We start from the raw sequence: 21,568 nt of genomic DNA on the forward strand, positions 1-21,568 counted from the left end.
CCCGCCAATAAGACTCCTTTTTCGACCTTCGCCTGCGATTCGACGGCATACCCGCACCTCCTTGATTGGAGGATGAGCATGCAGGATTTCAAACGAGGGCGGTAGAAGGAGGTGATGTGACGCTTACTTCGAATCACGGTCATGGCTCTCTCGCTGTCCAATGGGGCTGTCGGCTCATCAGCCAGAATGACCGGCGGCCGATTGACAAGCGCTCGTGCAATGGCCACACGCTGTTGCTCGCCTCCCGAAAGCTGTGAAGGCATTGCCTGGCCTCTATGTCCGACATCAAGAGCTTCGAGCAGCTCCAGGGCTTTTGTCCGGGCCTGTGCATTGGAGGCGCCCGACAGCATGGGTAACAAGGCCACGTTATCGGTAACATCCAAAAACGGGATAAGATAGGGGGCCTGAAAGATGAACCCGATTTTGTCTCGTCTGAGTGCTCTCAAGTCGGAAATCAGCCATCCTTGATCATAGATCACGTCATCTCCGAGCGTCATCCTTCCGGCACTCGGTTCGATTATCGCGCCAAGACACTTGAGCAGGGTGGTCTTGCCAGATCCGGACGGGCCAATAAGTCCAACCACCTCACCGGGTGCGACGACCATGTCCACTCCCTTCAAGGCATCCACGGCCGTATCGCCTGTTCCGTAGCGTTTTCGCACGTCTTCAATGCGTATTCCGGACATATCACCCTCCGATTGCTTCAGCCGGGTCGACCTTGAGGGCCGCTCGAATCGCCATGACACTGGCCAACGCGCAAATGATCATGACCGCAAAAAGGCCTCGGACGGCATCTTCCGGGAGGAGTAGCACATATTTCGGGAAAATGGGGGCCCACAGCGTGGCGGCGATCTTGCCGACCACGAAGCCGATAAAACCAAGCCCGAGCGCCTGTTGCAGGATCATCGAGGCAATGGTTCTGTTGCGTGTCCCGATGAGCTTCAGCACGGCGATCTCACGAATCTTGCCCATAGTCAGCGTATATATGATGAACGCGACAATGGCGGCGCTGACCACGGACAATATGACGAGAAACATGCCGATTTGACGGGCTGAGGTAGCCACGAGTTTGTCGACAAGAATTTCCTCCATCTGCGCCCGCGTGTAGGCTTGGTATCTGTTCCACCGCTGAATGGACTTCGCCACCTCTTCCGGCGCATGGCCAGGCGCAAGCCGGACCAGGACGGCATTGACGTTGGAGTTCGAGGACTGCGACTTGATGACCGCATCAAGAAGGCCGGGAATCGGCCGGCTGAACGCCGGGTTCTGCGATGTTCGCCGGCGGGAGCGTACAATCGCATCATTGTCTTTGAGAAACTGGGCCTCTTGGGCGTCCTTGAGCGGAATGAAGACCATTGGATCGCCGCCCGAAGAAACAGTTCGTCTGGTCAAGCCGACCACCGTATAGACATTTCTGCGAATCACGATGCGCTGTCCCAGCCGGAAGCCGGTCTTGAGATCGGCGACCGCCTCGTAGTGACTTCGGGTCATGTGCCGGCCGGCCACCAGGGAAATGGGCTGCCCCGGTTCTCCGGGACCTCCCGGCACCACCCCGACAACCATGGCCCGTACGTCGCCGCCGTCATGACGGACCTGCATTGTCAGGTAGGTCACGTTCGCGGCTCTCTCCACGCCTTCCATGCCAAGAATCGAACGATAGACGTCATCAGGAATCGTCGAGGACTCAGCATATGGCCCAAGGGTATCCTGCTGAACAACCCAGATATCCGCCCCGCTGTTATCCAGAAGAATCTTGGCGTCCTCGACCATGCCGCGATAAATGCCCGCCATGGAGAGTGTCACCCCGATCAGCAAGCCGAGCCCCACCCCGGTAAAGACGAACTTTCCCCAGGAATGAAGAATGTCCCGTCCTGCCAGGCTGATCATTGCGGTGCTCCCGGGATGCGATCCACAACTTCGATGCTGCTTCCAGCCGAAAGCGTGGATCTGCTGTGTGACACGACCTTCTGGCCTGGTCGCAGCCCCTTGCGTACCTGCACAAACCCATCAAGGTCACTCGCCCCAAGTTCGACAATGACAAAATCCACCTTCGAACCCTCGACCACCCACACCCCCGGATTGCTGGCATTGCGAAACACACAGCTCGCTGGGATGGAAGGTACAGAAGGCAAGCCGGGCAACTCGACCGTAGCTTCGGCCAATTCGCCGATGGCCGGCAGAGGATCGGGCACGGACTCAAAGACGATCTTTGCGAGCAGTTCCTCGGTAACGGCATCCGCAACCGGCTCAACGCGCCCCACCTTTCCCTGTAGCGACTCGGAAGGACGGGAACGCAGTATCAGACTGGTCGGCAAACCCGCCTCCAACCCCGAAGCACGAAGTTGATCGAACCGGGCATTGATCCAGATGCTTTGCGGGTCCACGACCTCCACCACCGGCTCCCCGGCAACGACCGTCGTCCCTGGTTCAGCCAGACGTTTCGTGACCAATCCGGCAACAGGCGATACCAGCCTGAAAGTCTCACGTTGCCGGGATATTCCTTCAGCTTCAGACTTGAGACGATCGTACTCGTGTTGGGCCGATTCAACGTTGGCCATGGCCGATTCAAGCCCGCTCCGAGCGACGTGCAGTTCTTCCTGGCGTGCTTCAAAGGCATCCCTGCTCACCGCTCCACTCTGCACAAGTGATTCAAAACGACGAGTTTATTAGTCCATACTTTTCCCTAACTTTCCCGACCCATCACAGATCTCCACTTTTATACAGTAAGATTGCAATTTTAAATAATAAATCCTCAAATTAAACCTCCCCAAACCTTCCCGAACTTTCGCATTGTCACCCCGTAAAAGGTGGGGCTATAGTGGGGCTGCAAATTCTCTCACTGAAACATGCCACACAGAGGCCCCCATGACTACGATGACTTCCACCAGCTACCGTGGCGTTCGCTACCGGGAAAGCCAAACCCGCAAACATGGGTCAAAACCAGACCGCTACTTCTTCATACGGTACAAAACCGATGGCAAATCAAAAGAAGAAGGTGCCGGATGGGCATCCGAGGGCATGACAAGCCAGAAGGCCTCTCAGCTGCGGGCCAGAATCACTGAAAACATCAGGCTTGGACGACGCCCCCAGTCTCTTGCCGAAATGCGCGAGATGATGCGAGAGACCCGCGAACAGGCAGCGATCGAAGAACGACGTGCTGCCAATGCAGCTACGACCATGAACGAATTCTGGGAAAAGCACTATCTGCCTTCATCAACCCTGCACAAGACGCCGCAGACGATGAAAACGGAATCTGGCTACTATGCAAAATGGATCAGGCCAGTCCTTGGAGATTCCGCCCTCAGCGACCTTACCCCACCCCTAATTGAGCAGGTGGCCAGCAATGCCATGACAGCAGGGCGCAGTGCAGCTACCATCCGCCACTTGCTGGCCATTATCTCCCAGATCTGGGGCATGGCCCGCAACCATGAAATCGTCAACGGAGAGTGCCCCTGCACCCGCATCAAAAAACCTCGCAAAGACAACAGACGGATGCGTTTCTTGACTGAAGCCGAAGCGAGCACCCTACTCGTTGAGCTAGAAAAAAGATCAAAGGACACTCACGACAGCGCCCTACTATCGCTCTTCTGCGGCCTCAGAGCAGGGGAAATCCACTCGCTCACCTGGACGGACCTCAACTTCACCTCGGGAACTATCTACATCCGTGACCCTAAAAACAAGCATAGCCGCCATGCCTACATGACTGATGAAGTCCGATCGATGCTCATAGAGAGATCCAAACAGTTAAACGGTACCGAATACGTTTTCCCGGCTCAAAACGGAGCAAAGCGCAACTGGGTTTCTGACACCTTCGAGCGCGTCGTCGACCACCTTGGCCTCAACGACGGGATCACCGACTCCAGACAACGTGTGGTGTTTCACACTCTTCGCCACACTTTTGCCAGCTGGCTCGTTCAAGACGGGACACCGCTGTATACCGTCGCCGAACTCATGGGGCATACAACGCTCGAGATGACTAAGCGTTATTCACATCTTAGCCCCGACACGGTCAGGGCTGCAGCATTAACACTTCAAGGCAGACTCAACAGATAGCCTACTGACAATATCCACTCTCTTCTTTACAGTACAACATCACCATAATGGAGTACGAACACCAAAGTAAACAGTGCAAGGCATCCCTTGACGCAACACAGATTTTGGCAGCTCCATGTCTGGCTTGAGCAATACTGGCACTACAAGCATCGGTGCAGAAAATGAAGAATGCAAAGCCCCTGGTATACGTTGCGTTATGCCTGCGACACTGAAAACTGTCAGAGGAACTGACACGCCTTCCGCAAATTGCCCATACGCCTTTGCCCCGACGCGTACTCGCAGCATGTCGGCTGGTGCAATGTATGCTGTGATATATCCTGGCCCTTCGACTGCAAGATTCAGGAGAGGAGCCCCTTGCGCCTTACTCTCGCCTTGAGCAACAAAAACTTCAAGCACAGTTCCAGAGGCTGGAGCTGAAACCGTAAGGCGTTGCTCTGCCATTTGAATATTCTGCATCTCATTTTCCAGAAAGGCTTCCCGGGCCCTTACGTCAGCAGGAAGTCCTGCGCCCCCACTCGCTCTGCGAGCGACTTCCAAGTCGCGCAAGGCCGCATCATGTCTCGCTTCAGCCTCGTTGACCTCAGCCAAAGTTGCAGCACCTTGAGCCATAAGACGGCGCAGTGTGCCCACCTGCCTTGCCATTCGTTGCTCAACTCTTTGTGCAAGATGCAGGGCTCCATCTTCTTGCAACGCTTTAATACTTCTTATCGATGCCAGTTCGTTGACTACCGCGATCCGGCGATCTTGCAACTGTGGGTCTGTCAACTTGACGAGCGACGCACCTGCTTCAACCGTGTCACCAGGCTTGAGCGATATGGTTGAGACGATACCAGGCGCGGGAGCATTGATTGACAGTTGCGTCAACGAAACCTCGGCAGGAGCATCTACTACGATGGCGTCAAAGATACTTTTTGCAAGAAAAAAAAGGAGCGGACTCGCTGCAAGGGCAAGAACAAAGAACCAGCGCCAGCGGGCAAAAGCGCGTTTCGCCGGAGCATAGGGAACCTTCATACCGCCTATCCGAGTGGGGTCGTTTTGCGAGCGAGAGTCAAAGCGTATCTTCATCGAATAACCGTCCTGTAATCTTCCCATGACTGGAGGAAGACACCATGAATTTGCTCATCGAGAGCGGTCGCCATTTCGACAATCCACTTCTGGATAAAACTTTGGCCTCTAGAATGAAGACTAATATCGGGGGGTAGATTCCTTTCAATGCTCTGTGCCAAACCAAGTCGAAGCTGAGGGTGAATGACCGCGAGTGAACGTATGGTGTCGACCACTCTTTCGCGGTTTGTCGTATAGACCATAACTACCACCTCATGCACTCTGGCTTCCTCCAGCCGTTTGCCGAACCATGGTGACGGGCCATCTGCGGCAAGATATCTTGGATGTATGGACAACGAGACTGGCCAAGCCGCGACTCGGGTTAGAACCTGCACTGTATCGGCAAGATGGGAGGCAAGCGTGGATTGCTGCCCCTCAGATTGAGGAAGCTGATCCGGCTCAAGATCCAGATGAAGCCCATCGAATGGCACCGAGGAGAGTGCTGTCACAATGGCGACGAGGTCATCACGGGCCTCGGGTAATATCCATACAGGATCGCCCAAAAGCAAAGACAAACGAATTCCATGTCGATGAGCCATACGCACAATCGTACGCAAGGGGGCCCCGTTGGCACCCCTTACGGTGTGCAACTGACTTGAATTCAAGGAAAAAAGAACATCTGTGATTCCCGCAGCCTTCAGTTGTGCAAAAGCAGCCGCGCGGTTTTTGGGATCCAACAATGGAGCTGCATCCCACATGTAGACACCGAGTCTTTGTGCTACCTGATCAGACGAAAGCCCCCGCCTATCGCCAGTGGGTGCGGCAAAAGTCGAAGCTTGGCTTACGGAATCAGTCGACTCGTTCTGTGCAATAGACTCTTTTGCCAAACGCTGTGGCAGGGTAAGAGCCAAGGCCTCTGGAGCCGTCTGCCGGAGCAAAAGCCCCATACCGGGCAAATGAGCGATACTCTCTCGTTGTTCGACAAAGGCAGCGCCCCCGTCCGTCGCAATACGCAAGATCTCTGCACGCGCCAGCATGACTTGCGCAGCGGCATTGATGGCATCAAGCGCAGCCACAAGCAAACCATGTCGAGTGCGGACATGCTGTTCAAACATGTCACCGGGAAGCGCTGCAAGGCGCAGTCTTGAGGCTCGCGTGGCTTCCGTGGCAGCTACGAGGCTTCGTTCGGCATATTGAAGGGTGTACACTGCCGTCTGCAGCGAGGCCATAGCCACTCGCAAGTCGTTGAGAAGCTGTTCACGGCGAAGCGTTGCCACGTGCCACGCCTTGCGCTCTACAGCCCGGGCCCTCGCCGATGCGGCCCTCCCGGCTTCAATTCCACCAATCGGCATTTCAACGTTGAAGCCGAAGGTGAAGCTGTCCCCTGTGGTTCCCGGGATATCTCGGACAGGCGCATAGGCCAAATCGAAGCTGGCACCAAGTTCAGAGAGTGCCATCACATTTGGCAGGTCACCTAATCTAGCCGCGGCATTTTGCAGGGCGAGAACCTCGGGGTGCGCATCACGAATAAAAGCCTCAATCCGTAAAGAATCTTCTACGAGTCTCGGCAAATCCGGGAGAAGAATTTCGTCAGACGTCATGTCGCGTCCTGTGACTAGCCGCATAACCCCACGGGCCCGCTCCTCAATTGCGAGAGATTCGGCATGCAGTTGTCTTGCCTGTGCGAATGAAGCTACAAAATTCTGATAATCAGCAGGTAATACGAGAGATTGCTGCATACGCTCCCGCAAGATGGATTCGGCGAGTTCTGATTGTACAAGATACGCAGTGATGCATTCGCGCCTTCGTCGTTCTGCCCAGCGGACGATATACGCCTTGCGAAGCGCGGCAAGCCCCGAAAATTTTTGAGCCTCAAGCAACTGTTTGGAGGTTAAAACGCGAGATTCCGCCTGAATGACAGCACTACGCTGCCTTGCCCAAGATCCCAGAAGAGGCAGACTAAGACCAAGTCGCCCATAGTGACGGTCATAATAGATACGGTCGGTACTTCCCACATCTGCGGGTTCATTATTCACTGCATACCCTGCGCCTGCGAAGGCGCGCAATCCGCCCGCAGCCACTGCGGCATCACGGGCTGCAACAGCATCTTCCATCTCTGCAAGTGCTGGTAAAACATCAGGCGATGCCCCCACTAAATCCTCTACGTCTCTTAAGGCTGTGGCCCGTGAAATGGACGCGGTGGAAAACAACACCAAAATAAATAATAACATAAAGATGGAAAACCGATTCATGTTTAATACCTAGTTTTCTTGAGAACCCACCACGGGGCCATTGAGGAGTCGAGGTGCCCTTTTCCTATAAGTTCCCAGAGTATGGCGCAGGCACTTATACAGCGGCTAGTAAATGTAAATAAGGGAAACAGGACTATCCAAGGCGCCAACTGAAGATCGGCTACTCGCCGTTCAGATATTAAGCAAACAAAGGTGGCGTATAACGAACAGGTTACTGCAAGGTAAAACAAATATACGGCACCAAAGATGGTGAGCAATTGTTGCGGCGACATGGTGAATGCCAGAAGCGTCATGTAGCCGACGATGAGAAGGGGGGTAAACACTTGGAACATGACACCGGTCCATGCCTGCATGATCCAGTTCCTCCAGCCGAAAACCCGATGACTGAAAGACAGGTTGTGCTTGCGAAGATACAGATACGCGAGATCCCCATCCCAACGCATGCGTTGCGCAAAGAAGCCCTTGAGGGTTTCTGGAACATCGGTGTGCCCCACTACATCTGGAGCGAAGATAATGCGCATTTTAGGATGCCTGCCCATGTAAGCCTTAAGACGAAGCGTGGCGTCGAGATCCTCTGCCGTTCCCGAGTCCCAGCCACCGATATGGCGCAGCATCCCTGCCCTGAAAATGCCAAAGGCCCCTGAAATGTTATTAACAACATTGAACGTGCTTAAGCCTGTTTTTCCGGCATGAATGGATAGAAGGTACTCAAGTGCCTGCAAACGGGCTACCGGGGACGCCGAGGCGTTACGTACCCGTAATGCGCCAGCAACTCCGACGACAAACGGATCCACAAAATGCCGAACAGACTTTGCGGCTATGTCGTTATCGAACGAGGTATCTGCATCCATAGCCATAATAATCTCACCGCGAGCCAGCGCCAGCCCTGCATTGAGTCCAGAGACACGTCCACCACGCTGCCATTTGGGCAATACAAACAAATGCCTGCGAGGCAGACCCTGCACTTCCTTGATCATAGACCGCGCGGCTCTCAGCGTAGAATGGTTGATGGTGGCACCATCCACAACGGCAATAATTTCTATTTCACCGTCATATACTTGCTCGGCAAGGCAGCGAATGGTCTGGCGCACGCTGTCACCCTCAGCATAACAGGTGACAATACACGTGATTCTAGGAAGATAGGGAGCAGGTATCTGTTCGCCCTCTTCCACCCAATAGGCCAGAAGGCCCACAAACACGAGTAGGTACACAGGCAGTTCAAGGAAAAGCACGAACGGGATGAAAAAGCTGATGGCTGACCATAAATCATACGAGAAAGGGTCATGCATCAGCATACGTACAAATGCGCAAAGGGTCTGGACATCCATTGATGGATTAACCGTTGTCTCCTAATGCTGAAAGATACTGTGCCATGACAAGCTTGGCCTGTTCGTCTGCTGGGCGCTTCCCATCCTCTGTATAGCTATATGTGACGAAATCCAGGCGAGTGCCGTCGGCATGGCGTGTATGCTCTTCGAGTGTGAGTACGCGGCTATGAAGGATGGCACAACCTTCTGAACCTGTGCGGGGAAGAAGCAGCCACAGCGTATCCTCCGCCGTTCTGGTGGCCAGATCTGTCGTACGGACAAGTTGACGCAGGCGTCCTGCAAAGGTCTCCAAAAGCTCTTGTGTCGCTTTTCTTCCCAGTCGCATGACGAGCTCCGGCACATTGCGCAACCTGATACCGATCACACTAAATGTATCTTCAGGGTAGCGCCGAGCCATTTGGAGCATCCAGCCAAGCTGTTGTTCAAAAAACAGAGGAGAAACGTAGTGGAGTTCATCAAGCAATGCGAAAATGTCTTCAACATTCCCAGTGCGCACAGCTGTACGTCCTTTATCGCTGAGCACAAGGGTATGAATTGTGCGAACTTCAAGTTCATCAGTGGCTGCGACTCGATCGCATGCCATACAGCGAACTATAATGTCTGGCTCTATGAATGAAAATTTGCACGAATTACAGTGAAAACTTTCGAGAGGCCTATCGTAGTCCGCACCGATGTGTCTCAAATTTGCCCTGCAATTAGGACATCGCATCCCAGATGATCCGATAAACATATCCTGAGGTGCAACATGACCACATGTAAAGCAATGTAAAAAAGGCAGCTTAACTATGTCGATGCTATTACACGATGGACACGCATCAACATAGTTTATTTGAGCCACCCCACATTCTGGACATAGACGAATCCTGTCAATGAGCCTGGAACGGGCGAGAAGGCCGCGATGCTGCAACTGAGTAAGCATCTCATCTGCTTCCTTGCTAGATGCACAAAAGGCTTCCGCAAGGGGATAACGGTAATAGAACTTCGACCCGACTGACTTGACGGGAACTAGCTCAGATTGGCGCGAATAGAGAAAAGCAAGAAGAGCTCGCTCCTCATCCGCGTTTTTGTCCTCAGGGAGTCCATTGCTTCGTTGCCATACACGTTCCATGTAAGTTGCAACATCGGAGGATGTAGTCACAACTCCATCTGCAAGCACAGCGACGTCCGAGGGCAAGGGTGACGTCAAAAAAATCGGAAGCAAACGCGATTCAGCTGTTCTACGAATGGTCGTCAGGTACTTCCGAATGTCATCAACGGGTGCAGCAGCGTTCAGAACGACAGCCCCCGCGGAGAACACAGATGGCAGTGGCGGGACTTCGTATATCTTAACAGGAACCCCTGCCTCGAAGAAAACGCAGGGCCTTTCAAATGTGACAAGAAAAAGAGTATTCATATATCATGCCATGACTGTACAATGCTCTTTGCGACACACACAACGACCTCTATTACGCCAGTTTTTTTTTTAAAAAATCACGCCATAGCGGACATAGATGGCTTAATCACATTCTGCCATCGGTCATGCTACGCCATTTACAAGACGCAATGACAAAAAGGGATGAGTGGGCCTGACGTCTTACTACTAACTTTAGCCGGTTGCGAGACCCAAGCCAAGTAGGGTTTGCTCTACTTTTCACAGTACAGTCGAAGATTGGAGGGATGGGGTCAGGACAGGGCAAAGCAGCCTGAAGAGTATTCCGAAATTCCCCAGAACCTCAACGACGCCCGGAAACACTCCCCCCTAAGCCCAAGACCTGATACTGGAAAGATCTTGGATACGCTTACAAAGTCGCCCCCCCCGCTACGATGCCCAGAAAAGCATACGTCGCCTGCGGCCTTCGCGAAGAAAAATCAAGCGTGATTACGTTGGCGCAGCTTCTCCCACAGCGCACGACCCGTCCTAAAAACAGTCAGAGTGGTTCGAAGTCTACAACGAAAACGCCCAGACAGTGGGTAGCTGGTGAAATCCCATGAAAATTCAAAACTCTGCCCACCTCAACTCAAGTTACGGCTGACATACACCACAAGGCCTGAAGCCCTGTCGCACAGCTTCTTCTCTCGACGGCAACTCTATAATGCAATTAGGGCACTGGTAGTCTTTACAGCGAGGATGGTGAAAAACCCTACTTCTCTGGTTGCCATGATAAACGAGTTTGTCTGACGGGACAGCTACTGCCGGACTTCCTCCAGTAGCAGACACTGCGGACGGACTCCGCTTGTCCCTACGCCAATCCCAAGGCGGAACAGGATCTTTGTCATTCCAAAGACCTACACCCCCGTTCTTAGCGGCAGCCTCTAGGCCTATCCAACCTGAGCAGAAACCATCCCGGCAGTAATGGCGGTACACCCACGCCATCCCCTGCCGAATCTGCTCAGCATTGACGTCTAATGATCCCACGTAGAGCCTTGCCACGACACGCCCATATCGATCGCGGTCCTTCTCTTCGACCCGAACGACCTTACCGAACACCATATTGGCAAGAGACTGTTTTGCTTTCGCACCAAATGCCTGAGCGCTTTCTGGCGCGTCAATTCCGTAGAGCCTGATACGGATCTGATCATTATTTTTCGACAACACAGTAACGGTATCACCATCTGCGACACCAACAACCTTCCCCTCCCATGCTGATGCATCTTGCGATATCAACAACAAAAAAAGAGCTCAAGCATACAAAAAACATGAACACGAATAATCTTTTCATGGCTCTTCCGGGTTTTCCGTGGGTAGTTTGTGTGTCACGAACTGACCGGGTAGAGATCCAAACCGCCGCAGAAGAAGTAGATGGCGGTCTTGAAATGATCCCGGTTCCTGTAGCCGCAGGCCTTGCGCTTGATGGCCATGATCTTGCTGTTTAGCCCTTCAGCCACGCCGTTTGTGATCCTGTGGCGACAGAAGGTCAGAATGTTCTCCAGGTGTCTCTGAATCAGACCTCCAACCTTGCGCATCGGGGCTAGGCCCGACTTGTTCACCCAGATCAGCCATCGCTTCACGAAGCGCCTTGCCCAGCCCATGCTCAGGTATTTCCAGACGTCATTCAGGCTCTCCTTCATGGCCCAAGCCTTGGCCACCTTGAGGTTCGATGCCTTCAGAACCTCTAGGGTTGGTCGATGCTTGTCCGGCAGGTTCTCCTCCCGGTAAAGCCAGAGGTATTTCGTCCCCCTGAGCCGGTGGTCCTCCTGTCCCATGAGTTCGCGGTGCTCCTGCTTGCGTACCCGGTCCACCGCCTCGCTCACATGCTTCATGATGTGGAACCGGTCGTGAACGATCTTTCCGACCGCGCCGGGCACATGCTTCAGCGTGGCCTTGAAATAGGGCTCCCACATGTCCATGGCCACAGCCTTGATCCGCGCCAGCTGATCCTTGGTGAACTGAAGGTAGTATCCCTCAAGGCTCTCGGTCTTACGCTCGTCGGCCACGTACTCCACCGTGCTGTCGACCAGATCGCAAACCACGGTCACGTAGTCGTGCCCCTTGCGGAATGCCTTTTCGTCAACGCCAAGATATCGCGAGGGGGTCGATTGCTTGCGTTCACGGCCCCTGCGCACCGCCCTCTCCATGACGCCCCAGGCTTCGTCCCAGGTAATGCGCATGATGCGACGTGCTCCGGTCAGCGTGGCGCACTCGGTCAAAACGTCGATGATCAACCGCTCCATCAACAAGGTGAAACACCCCTTGGACTCGGCCCAGGGCACGTTGACCTGAAGGACGCCATGCTCGGGACAGTCTACTCGGGGAATCCGAGCATGCAGAAACGTCTTGAACTGACACGTGTCTAGATGACGCCAAACTCGCGGTTCGGCATGATCTCGGCAGGATAGCTCCCGTCCACAAACAGGGCATGCCCAGCGTACTCCAGAGCCATGTTCGACGTGGATGTCCACCCGCCCTTCAACCGTGTTCAGCTTGACAGCATCAACAAACCAAGGGGCGGCCAGGCCGAGAATCCGCGAATAAAGAACCGTGTCCTTCATGGGAGTCCTCCGTGGAGGACTTTAGCCGATCAGCTACCCACGGAAAAGCCTGAAGGACCCTTTTCATCAAGGCACTCCAGCATCAGCATTCTCATGCATTGCAAGCAGAAACATCATCAACACTACAAGCTTACTATATTATAAAATAAGTCTGACAAAAATTGAAATTATAAACACCACACAGAATGGACAAAGCAATCTACTAACAGCACAACATCAAGCTACTCAACATCATGCTAAAATAGATATATCTAATATAAATACAATATAAATACAATCTAAACATAGTACATAAACTAAATATAAATACAAAACATAGTACATAAACTAAATATAATACAATATAAAACATAAAGCTATATGCAATACAAGCTTAACACAAGAGCAGAAAAGCCCAATATCATCAAGACAAGCCTTCTTAATGTAAACTACGACACGACATCTTGATTTAATAAACAAGGACAACAGAAATGATTACTACTGTTCGAAATATATACAGGAACTATACAGTACAGGCATACGAAGACAAACCAATTCGTACAGACATCATTGATGCGATTGTGAATCGCATTGAATACATGACTTCACGGTTTAGCAGAGTGCTCTTTATACGATTCGATCTGCACTACCCTATTGATTTCATAGCTCCTCATGACAATAGCCATCTGAGCAAATTCCTTAATAGCTTTACACGCTATTTGTCACGTGAAGGCATCGCCTTTCAATACGTCTGGGTACGGGAACAATCCAGAGAGAAACATCAGCATTATCACGTGATACTCCTCCTAAATGGCAACGTCACTTGCCATAGCTGGAACCACATGGAAAAGGCTGATGCCCTTTGGCAGAGAGCATTGAGGATTAACTACCCTGGGTTATTACAGAGATGCAACAGAAGTAGAGATGGCAGCTCACATCCTGACTTTATCCATTTGGATCGTCATGATGCCAGCTATCAGCGAGATCGCGAGAGATGCGTGGAGTGGGCCAGCTATCTGGCTAAAACGAGGACCAAGGGCTATGCCCCCTTGAATGTGAGGGAATGGGGAGCGAGTATATATGGAGTGTGCTGAGCTAGTATTACCTGACAGTTGGCCCTTCATAAGGAAGGTGGAAATCGAACGCGCCATAGGGCAGAGGTCCTTGGTAAAAGCTATTCCTACATCATCGACACGAGTGAGCCATGGGAAAAGACATCCGTTGGAAGCAGCGTTTCGACAATTACCTCCGGGCGATGCAAACTTTGGGTCGCGGGGTGGAATTAGCTGAGAAGCGTGAATTGTCTGAATTGGAGCAGCAAGGGGAAAGGTCACCTGCATCGCCAGCACGCCGCCAAAGAGTCCGCTTGGCAAGGCCATCGGCTATGCCATCAAACAGTGGGAGCGGTTGGTCGTCTACCTAGAAGACGGTCGACTGCGTCCAGACAACAACCTAGCCGAAAACGCCATCCGCCCCTTTGCCGTGGGACGCAAAAACTGGCTGTTCTCAGGCCATTCGCGCGGAGCCAACGCCTCGGCCGCCATCTATTCCCTCATGGAAACGGCCAAGGCCAACGGGCTTGAGCCATACCGCTACCTGCGCTACCTCTTCGAGCACTTGCCGGCCGCAACCACTGACGCTCAACGCATGGCACTCCTACCTCAGTATATCGATCCTCAAAGCCTTATCATACTTCCCAGACCTTAACAGGAAGCATGAGGGCCACACAAGAAGGGCCTGATTGACCGCTTACTTTGTACCGGGTCCACCGCTGGTTTGCACGCTGGGTGGGCTCTCAGTTCCGTTCGATCATCACCGCGCTGACCCTTCCCCCTGACAAGGCCGACGCCTTTTGGGATACCTATCTCGGAAAGACCTCCGTGCATGGCGCTGTCGTTCTCGATCCCTTCATCGGCGGCGGGACAAGTTTGGTGGAGTCCATGCGCTGCAACGCCCGGGTGATTGGTTTTGATATCGACCCGGTCGCGACCTTTATTACCCGATTTGAATTGGCCGTCTCCCGAATGGAGGATCACTATCCGGAAATCGAGCAGATCTGCAATGAGATCGCCCAACTCATTATGCCGTTGCATCGGACTATGGTGGACGGCGTCGAACGGGATGTTCTTCATCATTTCTGGGTCCAGGTGAAGCAGTGCTCGAATTGCCAGAGCGATGTAGAGCTCCATCCCCATTTTCAACTGGCCTACTCCAAAGAGAAGGGACTGCAGTGGGTATTCTGCAAGGACTGTCATGCAGTCCAGGAATTGCCGATTGAACGCAAGCTGCTGCACTGCTCTTGCGGCAAGCGCACCACTATCAGCGCGGGCACGCACGGCAACGGGATCATGACCTGCCCGATCTCAAGCACACACAGAAGATCGCAGCGGATGACCTTGACGGTGCCGAAAGCCCCACTTGGAGGCTCTTTGCCCAGGAGTATCTGGTCGGAACCGGCAAGAACTGCACAAGGCATTTCAAGCGCGTCGAAGAGGCCGACCAGGCGCTGTGGGCCGGGGTGCTGAACTTCTGGTTTTTGGGTCGCGTGTTCGACCGGGTGCGGCCGTGATCGAGGTGCCGCAATCGGCCATCGATCTGGCCAAGCGCTTCGAGGTCTTCCGCCGCGTTCCGAAAACCGATCCGGGCCGCGCGTATCCGTACATCTGCCCGGCAGGCTTCTGGACGATTGGCTTCGGCCACCTCTGCGATGCCCAGCACCCGCCGATCACCGAGGACGAAGCGGAAGCCTATCTCGCCCGCGACCTGAGCACGGCGCTGGCCGCCACACTGCGCTACTGCCCGGTGTTGGCCTCCGAACCCGAAGGGCGGCTGGCGGCCATCGTGGACTTCACATTCAATCTCGGCGGCGGTCGCTTGCAGACCTCGACGCTGCGGCGGCGGGTGAACCAGCGGGACTGGGCCGCTGCCGCGACTGAGCTGCGGCGCTGGGTCTATGGCGGCGGCAGGGTGCTGCCGGGGCTTGTCACGCGGCGGGAGGCTGAGGCCACTTGCCTGCTCCGCGCCGCCTGATAGACCGGGTCGATTCAATCAAATCCCCGGTTGCAGCTCCACACGCACTTCGCGCGTTTTGCCGGCCCGTTCCACTGACAAGACCACCACATCGCCGACCTTCCTGTCGTCTAGCCGCGCGAGCAGCTTAGCCACATCGTCCGTCGCCTTGCCATCAACACCGATGATGCGGTCGCCGGGCACGATGCCTTGCGGCGTGACTTCGACACCCGCGAGGCCGGCCTTGTGCGCTGCCGAACCAGGGGTAACACGCAGCACGAACACGCCCTTGCTTCCAGTCAGCGCCAGCAGGCGCTGATTGAGCTGTTCGTCCACCTGAATGCCCAGCGCCGGACGGATGTACTTACCGGTCTTGATGAGTTGCGGGACTACGCGCATGACGGTGTCCACCGGCACGGCGAAACCAATCCCGGCCGAGGCGCCGGAGGGGCTATAGATCGCCGTGTTGATGCCGATGAGCCTTCCTGCCGAATCGAGCAGCGGCCCACCGGAGTTGCCAGGGTTGATGGCGGCGTCGGTCTGGATCAGGTGATCGATGGCCGGGCCGCCCGCTTCTCCGGGTAACGAGCGGTCGAGCGCGGAGACGATACCGGTGGTGAGCGTCCAGTCCAGGCCGAAGGGGTTGCCGATGGCAAAGACCTTTTGACCCACCTTGAGGTCGGCGCTGGTGCCGATCGGCACGGCAGGCGGGCGCTTGAAACTGACGCCGATCTTGAGCACAGCGATGTCGTGCGCGGGGCTTGCCCCCACCAGCGCGGCTTGGTAGTCGCGGCCGTCGGCGAGTTTGACGGTGGCTTCGGACGCACCCTGGATGACGTGGAAGTTGGTGACAACGTGGCCGGCGTCGTCCCAGATGAAGCCCGAGCCGGTGCCGCGCGGCACGGAGAAGACATTGCGCGTCCAGACGTCTCGTACCAGCTGTGCGGTGGTGATATACACCACCGAGGCGCGCGATTTTTCGAACAGTTCGATGGTGGCCTTCTCGTCCGCCGCCAGATCGCCACGCGCCGTCACGGTGCGTTCTGCCGCCTCGCGCGGACTGGACCAGGCCTCGATGGCGGGCAGAAACTGCCACAGCAGCATGAGCGCGGCAATGCAGGCGGTGATGAAGAGCCAGCGACGGATAAAGTGGTCCTGTGGCGGGCGCGCGTACGGGTCGGGGTAGGCCATGAGAAGTCTCCTGTTGAGGGCAATCAGCGCCACAGTCCACTCGGGCGCCAGCGCGGGGGGCGCAGCGTCACAGCGGATTCCGGCAAGGAATGGATCTCGTGAAACGGCAACGCTGATGCTGGCCTGGGCGCCAACGTCAGCAGGCGTGAGATGCGCTCTTGCGTGGCCGGATGCGTGCGCAACCAGGAGGGCTCGGGATTGCCCCATCCCGGCCACAGCCAGGCACGCCAGGAGCGACTGACCCGCTCGATCTTCGCCAGCGCGGACGCCAGCCCTTGCGGGTCGCCGGTCAGTTCCACCGCGAGGCGGTCAGCGTCGAACTCACGCACGCGAGACAAGCCGAGCTGTGCGAGCAGGGCCAGCTGGGGCGATGCGGCCAATAACAATAAACCAGGCCAATAGACCTCCGCCGCGCCAACCAGCAGCGCGGGCAGGCTCAGCAGGATCGCGATCTGTCCCATAAGGGCCAGTAGGCGCGTGAGGCGACTGACGGAATCCGCCAGCCCCATGACGCGCAGATCCTCATTGGCGATGTGCGCGATCTCGTGCGCGAGCACACCCGCCAGCTCGCGTGGGCTCAGGCGGCGCAGCAGGCCATCGGTGAGGGCGATCGATGCCTCCTGCTTCGATCCGGTGGCGAAGGCGTTGACGACGGCACTGGGCACGTAGTGCGGCACCGGCGTTGCGGGCAAACCGGCACGGACGGACAGCTCGTGCAACAGGGCCCAAATTTCCGGGGCTTCGTGCGGGTGCAGCGCCCGGGCGCGGTATAGGCGCAAGGTCAAGGCAGATGCGGCTGCCGGTTCCAGCAGCAGCGTGCCTGCAACGGCAAACAGCGCGAGCCACAGGCCGCTTTCCCCGAACAGCAGGCTTCCTGCGGCGGCTGCGATCCCGACCAGGGTCAGGACCAACAGCCCGGTCTGCAGGCGGTTGAGCCAGCGGTGTTGCAACAACGCCGCGCGCGGGTCACTGGGATGATGACGGGTCATGCTCAGATGTCTCGGCGGCGCGGTCGTCGCGCTCGCGCAGCAGCCAGTAAGTGGAACCAAGCGCCAGCGTGGCGCCTGCAAGCGCGGCGATCTGCAAGGTCTTTTTGAAACTGCCGCCGCCCATCACACATGAGTATTTGAAACATCCGGAGAAGCTTGACTCCCGGTGTCGCGTCATCCTTTTTTGGGGGCATCACCCTCTCCAATCTTCATGGCTGGCTTAGGCCGTGTCTAACGTCCAGAAACAAAAAACACTGTGGTGCCGATTTACTACGCAATTCCTGTATGACACCATAACACGCTTTGTCTATACGCATTTTTAAAGTTGAGTTTTTGCATCAATTTTTCAAATATGTACAGTTGCATCATCTTTACAACACAGCAAGCACAATCTACGCGCCAAAAGCGTCAGAATCAACTGTGATACTTTCATGTTTCCGAGTGTTCTTGCTCAAAAAGATGGCGCAGCATTGCCATTGAGTCACGCATGCTGCGCCATCAAACGATACAACCTGACAAGAGGCTGCCCCTTAAAACGCTGCCGCCCCTTCAGGAATACGCTGTTCGGACCTGCTAGCCTCAATGGCCTCATCGTTGCTAACCGGAGCTAGATCTTCGGAGTTGTCATCCCCTCCACTGCAAGTTGACGTACACGTCGAGTCGAGAGCGGTTGCCACGGCAATAAGGGTAACAGCGGCGACAGCACCCCCCAAGAAGTAACCAAGCTTACTCATATGCTCCTCCTCCCGAGTTAGCGGGTTTCGAAACCGTTCGTCACGGATTAAGGTAGAAGCTAAGCCAAGTTCATTCCAGAATCTGCATTGTTGCCTTGAGTTTTTTTATGAGGACGTGCGCGAATAATCTGGCTTCATTCCCAATCAGGCTCCTTGCATGAGTAATCTATCATCAGCAAAAAGGCTCAAACATAAGCGGTTGTTTTAACGAAGCATTACTGCTCAAGCCCACAGGTTGCTTTATGGGCGCATAGAAATCCTCGGCTTCTCGGTGGACTTAAAAGGTCAAGGCTGAGTGGCAAAGTCATCAATAAATTCAGAGCCGGGTGCGGTGCAGCTCACAAGTAAAAAGTCGCGAGCGCGTGTGCAGGCCACGTACAACAAATGCCGTTCAGTCTCGTAGACTTCCTCAAGGTCGGAGGTGTCCGTCACGGCCTCTATGCGTTCTTGCAACGGAATGACCTCATCATCGCATGCCATTACCACCACAGCTCTAAATTCCAGCCCTTTTGCAAGGTGCATAGTACAAACGGACGCTTCGCCGGGGGGCACGTCGAGTTGCTCGTCAAGCACACGGAACGGAATCCCCGCCCTCTGAGCGGCAGCCGTCGCACGCTCAATCTGAGCCACTGACCGGACGAATATCCCAATCTCTGAGGCTGTTACGCCTTCTTTAACGCGTTCAGATATCCATTCAGCGACCTTTGAAGTCTCTTGGTCTTGGGTGTCTGCAATCAGAATTATCGGTTCTGGGCCGTTGAAAACAGATGTAGTGCCTCTTCTGTCGTCTATATTTCCGTCCACATCGGCAACGGTCGGCCCAAGAAGCCGGTCCGCGTGCTCACGTATCTGGTGCGATGTCCGATAATTCACCCGAAGGGTTTGACACCGCCCACGCACCTCAACGCCGAGAGACTTCCACGAAAACGGCAACTGGAAGATCCGCTGACCAAGATCGCCGGCAAAAAACAATCCATTCTGTCTGTTTGCGCCCAGCGCCGCGAGAAACCGCAGCTGCGGCACACTGACATCCTGCGCCTCATCAACCACTACATAGTCAAATGGCGACACCTTAAGGCTGGTCAGATGACTGGCCAGGCGCGCAAACAGCCCCGCCTGCGTCACTTGGTTTTGCTCGGTGAGGCCAGCCAAGACAGCGCTGAACACGTCCCAAAGCGCTTTTCGCATCTTTTCAGGCAGACGTGTTTTCCTGCCAAGCCGGGCCACATCGCGGTATTCTTCCCAAGTCGTCAGTTGCCAAGCGTCAACTACTTCTTCCCATTCCGACAACACAAACTGCTCGCTCTGGCGGATGTCTGCGTGAACCGAAGCCGCGCGCTTGAGCAACGTTGCGACGGTCTCCCGGTCTGCCACGCGAAGTCTCCCGAGCCACAGCCGGTTGAGTCGTTCGCCAAGGCCATCCATGGCATGGACGTCAATGCGCTCACCGAGGCGAGGCTCATTTCCCGCAAGCACTTTGAGCTTGTTTCGCAGGGCGTTCGCAAGCAACTCCGAAAAGGTCGTGAGAAGTACCCGGGCGTCCGGGTCCTTTCGGGCGAGGTTCACAGCCCGATGCAGAGCAACGATGGTCTTGCCAGTGCCCGCCGAGCCGGATACCCGGGCAGGGCCAGAAAAGTCCCGCTCCACGGTCTGACGCTGTGCCGGATGCAGAAAAACAGTCCACTTCTCCCATGGGAAGTCGAGTGCCCGTTCCAGCTCTTCGACATTTGCAACTACACGGAAACGCCGCTGGGCGTCCGGGTGGTCGAAGGGGGCGAACCTGCCAATCTCCGTTGCAACCGCCATCTTCGGCTGTACGCCCGTGGCCAGAGCAAGCAGGGCTTCTGCAGCCTCAGCAGGCAGATGATCGGCAAGGTCCAGAAGTGTGTCCTCGGTTGCCTGACGGACAGCCCCTAGCCAGTCCGTAGGCACACCGTAGCTGAGCAGATCTTCGTCAGAGACCTTGGCAAAAAGCAGGGGGGCAGCCGGGGTGACGGCAGAGGGCACCTTCCAGCCAAAACCGTCAACATTTTGAACAACTTGCTGCAATTCAACCAACTGCGCAGCGCCCGTCTTAGGATGCGTTTCAAGCTTGCGCACCTCTGCCCAGCGGTAAGCCTGCTCGTGATGATCGACGTAGCAGAGAAGTAGGCTGGCCTGCGTTCTGTGGACGATTATCCGCACATCCGCATTTACCCGCACCGACCAGAAATTCTTGTCGCGCGCATGGGTCAGCTTGTGGAAGCTCATGCCCGGGTTGGCCGGGTTGAGCTGAAGGTCGAAGGCGGTGGGCTTTACCGCTTTCTGCTCGTCGCCGGTCAAGCGGCGAAGGCTGTCGGTGAAGGTGTCGGCTATGCGGAATTCCATCAGGCCCCCTTGGACTTCGCCTTTGCAATTGTTTCAAGGGCCTTGACGGCTCTCAACTCTATGCTGTCATCGGCCACGATGCCCATGAACGACTCAATATCCACATGGCAGACGTTTGGCGGCATAAGTTGCCCTTCGAATTCATATTTGCACGTAATGGTAATAGTGCTTGAGCCCAACATCTTCAGCAAGCCACCGGGCTGCCCCCAGCTAATAATTCGGCTCTCACCAGGCCCCAGTGCTGGAATTCCCGTTGTGAATGGCCCACGGTCAATAGGTTTCGCCTCTTTGCCAGTCTCTTCGCCGAGTCCATAGGCGATAAAAAGAGGGCGAGATGTTTCGAAGGTTACGTTCGTTGCCAGCCCATGGCCGATATTCCGGATTACAAGTTGAATGATCGTCGGACGATTCTCGTCATGAACTGCCGTGACGATGACGTTTGGCCGCGTCTGGCTCTCTCGTGTCTTCCGTGCTTCTTTAGCGAGAACCCAGGTGTACCGAGCCAAAACCGCCGTCAGCACAACCAAGGCGAATGCACTTCCGGCACTGACAATATCCGTGACGCTCGTAGAAGAAGTCGCCTGTGCGACTCCTTCCCGAACGATCTCGGCAATTTGCTCCGTCGTCAGTGAAACCTCGCCTGCCATGTCGCC

The 21,568-nt window shown here is 55.2% G+C and carries 17 protein-coding genes and 3 pseudogenes; 5 read left to right on the forward strand and 15 right to left on the reverse strand.

What is annotated here, in order from left to right; all coding sequences use genetic code 11:
• The 3 genes from FVW27_RS02470 to FVW27_RS02480 form a co-directional block, all read right to left on the reverse strand.
• On the reverse strand, positions 1 to 686 hold a 686-nt coding region (locus FVW27_RS02470; RefSeq protein WP_167122459.1), incomplete at its 3' end, for an ABC transporter ATP-binding protein.
• A 1-nt stretch (position 687) separates the two neighbouring features.
• On the reverse strand, positions 688 to 1,887 hold the full coding sequence (locus FVW27_RS02475) for an ABC transporter permease (RefSeq protein ID WP_167122461.1): 1,200 nt from the start codon (positions 1,885 to 1,887) through the stop codon (positions 688 to 690).
• Entirely contained in the window at positions 1,884 to 2,627 is a 744-nt protein-coding gene (locus FVW27_RS02480) for an efflux RND transporter periplasmic adaptor subunit (protein WP_341806043.1), read from the reverse strand. The genes FVW27_RS02475 and FVW27_RS02480 overlap by 4 nt, the downstream gene beginning before the upstream one ends.
• 238 nt (positions 2,628 to 2,865) lie before the next feature.
• Here FVW27_RS02480 and FVW27_RS02485 point away from each other — a divergent pair, with 238 nt between their 5' ends.
• A complete protein-coding gene (locus tag FVW27_RS02485) occupies positions 2,866 to 4,053 on the forward strand; it encodes a tyrosine-type recombinase/integrase (RefSeq protein ID WP_167122465.1) in 1,188 nt (395 codons plus the stop codon).
• 39 nt (positions 4,054 to 4,092) lie between these two features.
• Here FVW27_RS02485 and FVW27_RS02490 read toward each other — a convergent pair whose 3' ends face one another.
• From FVW27_RS02490 to FVW27_RS02515, 7 genes and pseudogenes are all read right to left on the reverse strand, one after another.
• Positions 4,093 to 5,064, reverse strand: coding sequence for an HlyD family secretion protein (locus tag FVW27_RS02490; protein ID WP_167122466.1), 972 nt, complete (start codon positions 5,062 to 5,064; stop codon positions 4,093 to 4,095).
• Between the two features lie 50 nt (positions 5,065 to 5,114).
• Positions 5,115 to 7,349 (reverse strand): TolC family protein, encoded by a 2,235-nt coding sequence (locus FVW27_RS02495; RefSeq protein ID WP_167122468.1) that lies wholly within the window; start codon positions 7,347 to 7,349, stop codon positions 5,115 to 5,117.
• A gap of 2 nt (positions 7,350 to 7,351) precedes the next feature.
• A complete protein-coding gene (locus tag FVW27_RS02500) occupies positions 7,352 to 8,677 on the reverse strand; it encodes a glycosyltransferase family 2 protein (protein WP_167122470.1) in 1,326 nt (441 codons plus the stop codon).
• 7 nt (positions 8,678 to 8,684) lie between these two features.
• On the reverse strand, positions 8,685 to 9,173 hold the full coding sequence (locus FVW27_RS20760) for a diguanylate cyclase domain-containing protein (RefSeq protein ID WP_341806044.1): 489 nt from the start codon (positions 9,171 to 9,173) through the stop codon (positions 8,685 to 8,687).
• A 42-nt stretch (positions 9,174 to 9,215) separates the two neighbouring features.
• A pseudogene (locus FVW27_RS21215) lies at positions 9,216 to 10,070 on the reverse strand (TackOD1 domain-containing metal-binding protein); the annotation flags it as partial.
• A 609-nt stretch (positions 10,071 to 10,679) separates the two neighbouring features.
• A complete protein-coding gene (locus FVW27_RS02510; RefSeq protein WP_341806046.1) occupies positions 10,680 to 11,252 on the reverse strand; it encodes a thermonuclease family protein in 573 nt (190 codons plus the stop codon).
• A 158-nt stretch (positions 11,253 to 11,410) separates the two neighbouring features.
• Positions 11,411 to 12,646 (reverse strand): ISL3 family transposase, encoded by a 1,236-nt coding sequence (locus FVW27_RS02515; RefSeq protein ID WP_167122474.1) that lies wholly within the window; start codon positions 12,644 to 12,646, stop codon positions 11,411 to 11,413.
• A 578-nt stretch (positions 12,647 to 13,224) separates the two neighbouring features.
• Between FVW27_RS02515 and FVW27_RS02520 the strand changes: the two genes are divergently transcribed.
• From FVW27_RS02520 to FVW27_RS02535, 4 genes and pseudogenes are all read left to right on the forward strand, one after another.
• Positions 13,225 to 13,719: a YagK/YfjJ domain-containing protein gene (locus FVW27_RS02520; RefSeq protein ID WP_243838165.1), complete on the forward strand. Its 495-nt coding sequence runs from the start codon at positions 13,225 to 13,227 to the stop codon at positions 13,717 to 13,719.
• A 256-nt stretch (positions 13,720 to 13,975) separates the two neighbouring features.
• Positions 13,976 to 14,332, forward strand: a pseudogene (locus FVW27_RS02525) (IS66 family transposase); the annotation flags it as partial.
• An 80-nt stretch (positions 14,333 to 14,412) separates the two neighbouring features.
• On the forward strand, positions 14,413 to 15,150 hold the full coding sequence (locus FVW27_RS02530; protein WP_208294582.1) for a hypothetical protein: 738 nt from the start codon (positions 14,413 to 14,415) through the stop codon (positions 15,148 to 15,150).
• Between the two features lie 40 nt (positions 15,151 to 15,190).
• Entirely contained in the window at positions 15,191 to 15,655 is a 465-nt protein-coding gene (locus FVW27_RS02535) for a lysozyme (protein ID WP_092193044.1), read from the forward strand.
• 18 nt (positions 15,656 to 15,673) lie between these two features.
• Here the strand turns inward: FVW27_RS02535 and FVW27_RS02540 are convergent, their stop codons facing one another.
• From FVW27_RS02540 to FVW27_RS02555, 5 genes and pseudogenes are all read right to left on the reverse strand, one after another.
• On the reverse strand, positions 15,674 to 16,825 hold the full coding sequence (locus FVW27_RS02540; RefSeq protein ID WP_167122478.1) for a S1C family serine protease: 1,152 nt from the start codon (positions 16,823 to 16,825) through the stop codon (positions 15,674 to 15,676).
• Between the two features lie 23 nt (positions 16,826 to 16,848).
• Complete coding sequence (locus tag FVW27_RS02545; RefSeq protein ID WP_092193040.1) at positions 16,849 to 17,814, reverse strand: zinc metalloprotease HtpX; 966 nt, start codon at positions 17,812 to 17,814, stop codon at positions 16,849 to 16,851.
• Positions 17,792 to 17,908, reverse strand: a pseudogene (locus FVW27_RS20585) (phosphate-starvation-inducible E family protein); the annotation flags it as partial. The gene FVW27_RS02545 and the pseudogene FVW27_RS20585, both read right to left, overlap by 23 nt.
• Positions 17,909 to 18,833: 925 nt before the next feature.
• Positions 18,834 to 20,915: a 3'-5' exonuclease gene (locus FVW27_RS02550; RefSeq protein WP_167122480.1), complete on the reverse strand. Its 2,082-nt coding sequence runs from the start codon at positions 20,913 to 20,915 to the stop codon at positions 18,834 to 18,836.
• Positions 20,915 to 21,562 (reverse strand): hypothetical protein, encoded by a 648-nt coding sequence (locus FVW27_RS02555; RefSeq protein WP_167122482.1) that lies wholly within the window; start codon positions 21,560 to 21,562, stop codon positions 20,915 to 20,917. The genes FVW27_RS02550 and FVW27_RS02555 overlap by 1 nt, the downstream gene beginning before the upstream one ends.
• Positions 21,563 to 21,568: the final 6 nt, after the last annotated feature.

Source organism: Nitratidesulfovibrio liaohensis (assembly GCF_011682075.1).
Classification (GTDB): Bacteria; Desulfobacterota; Desulfovibrionia; order Desulfovibrionales; family Desulfovibrionaceae; genus Cupidesulfovibrio; species Cupidesulfovibrio liaohensis.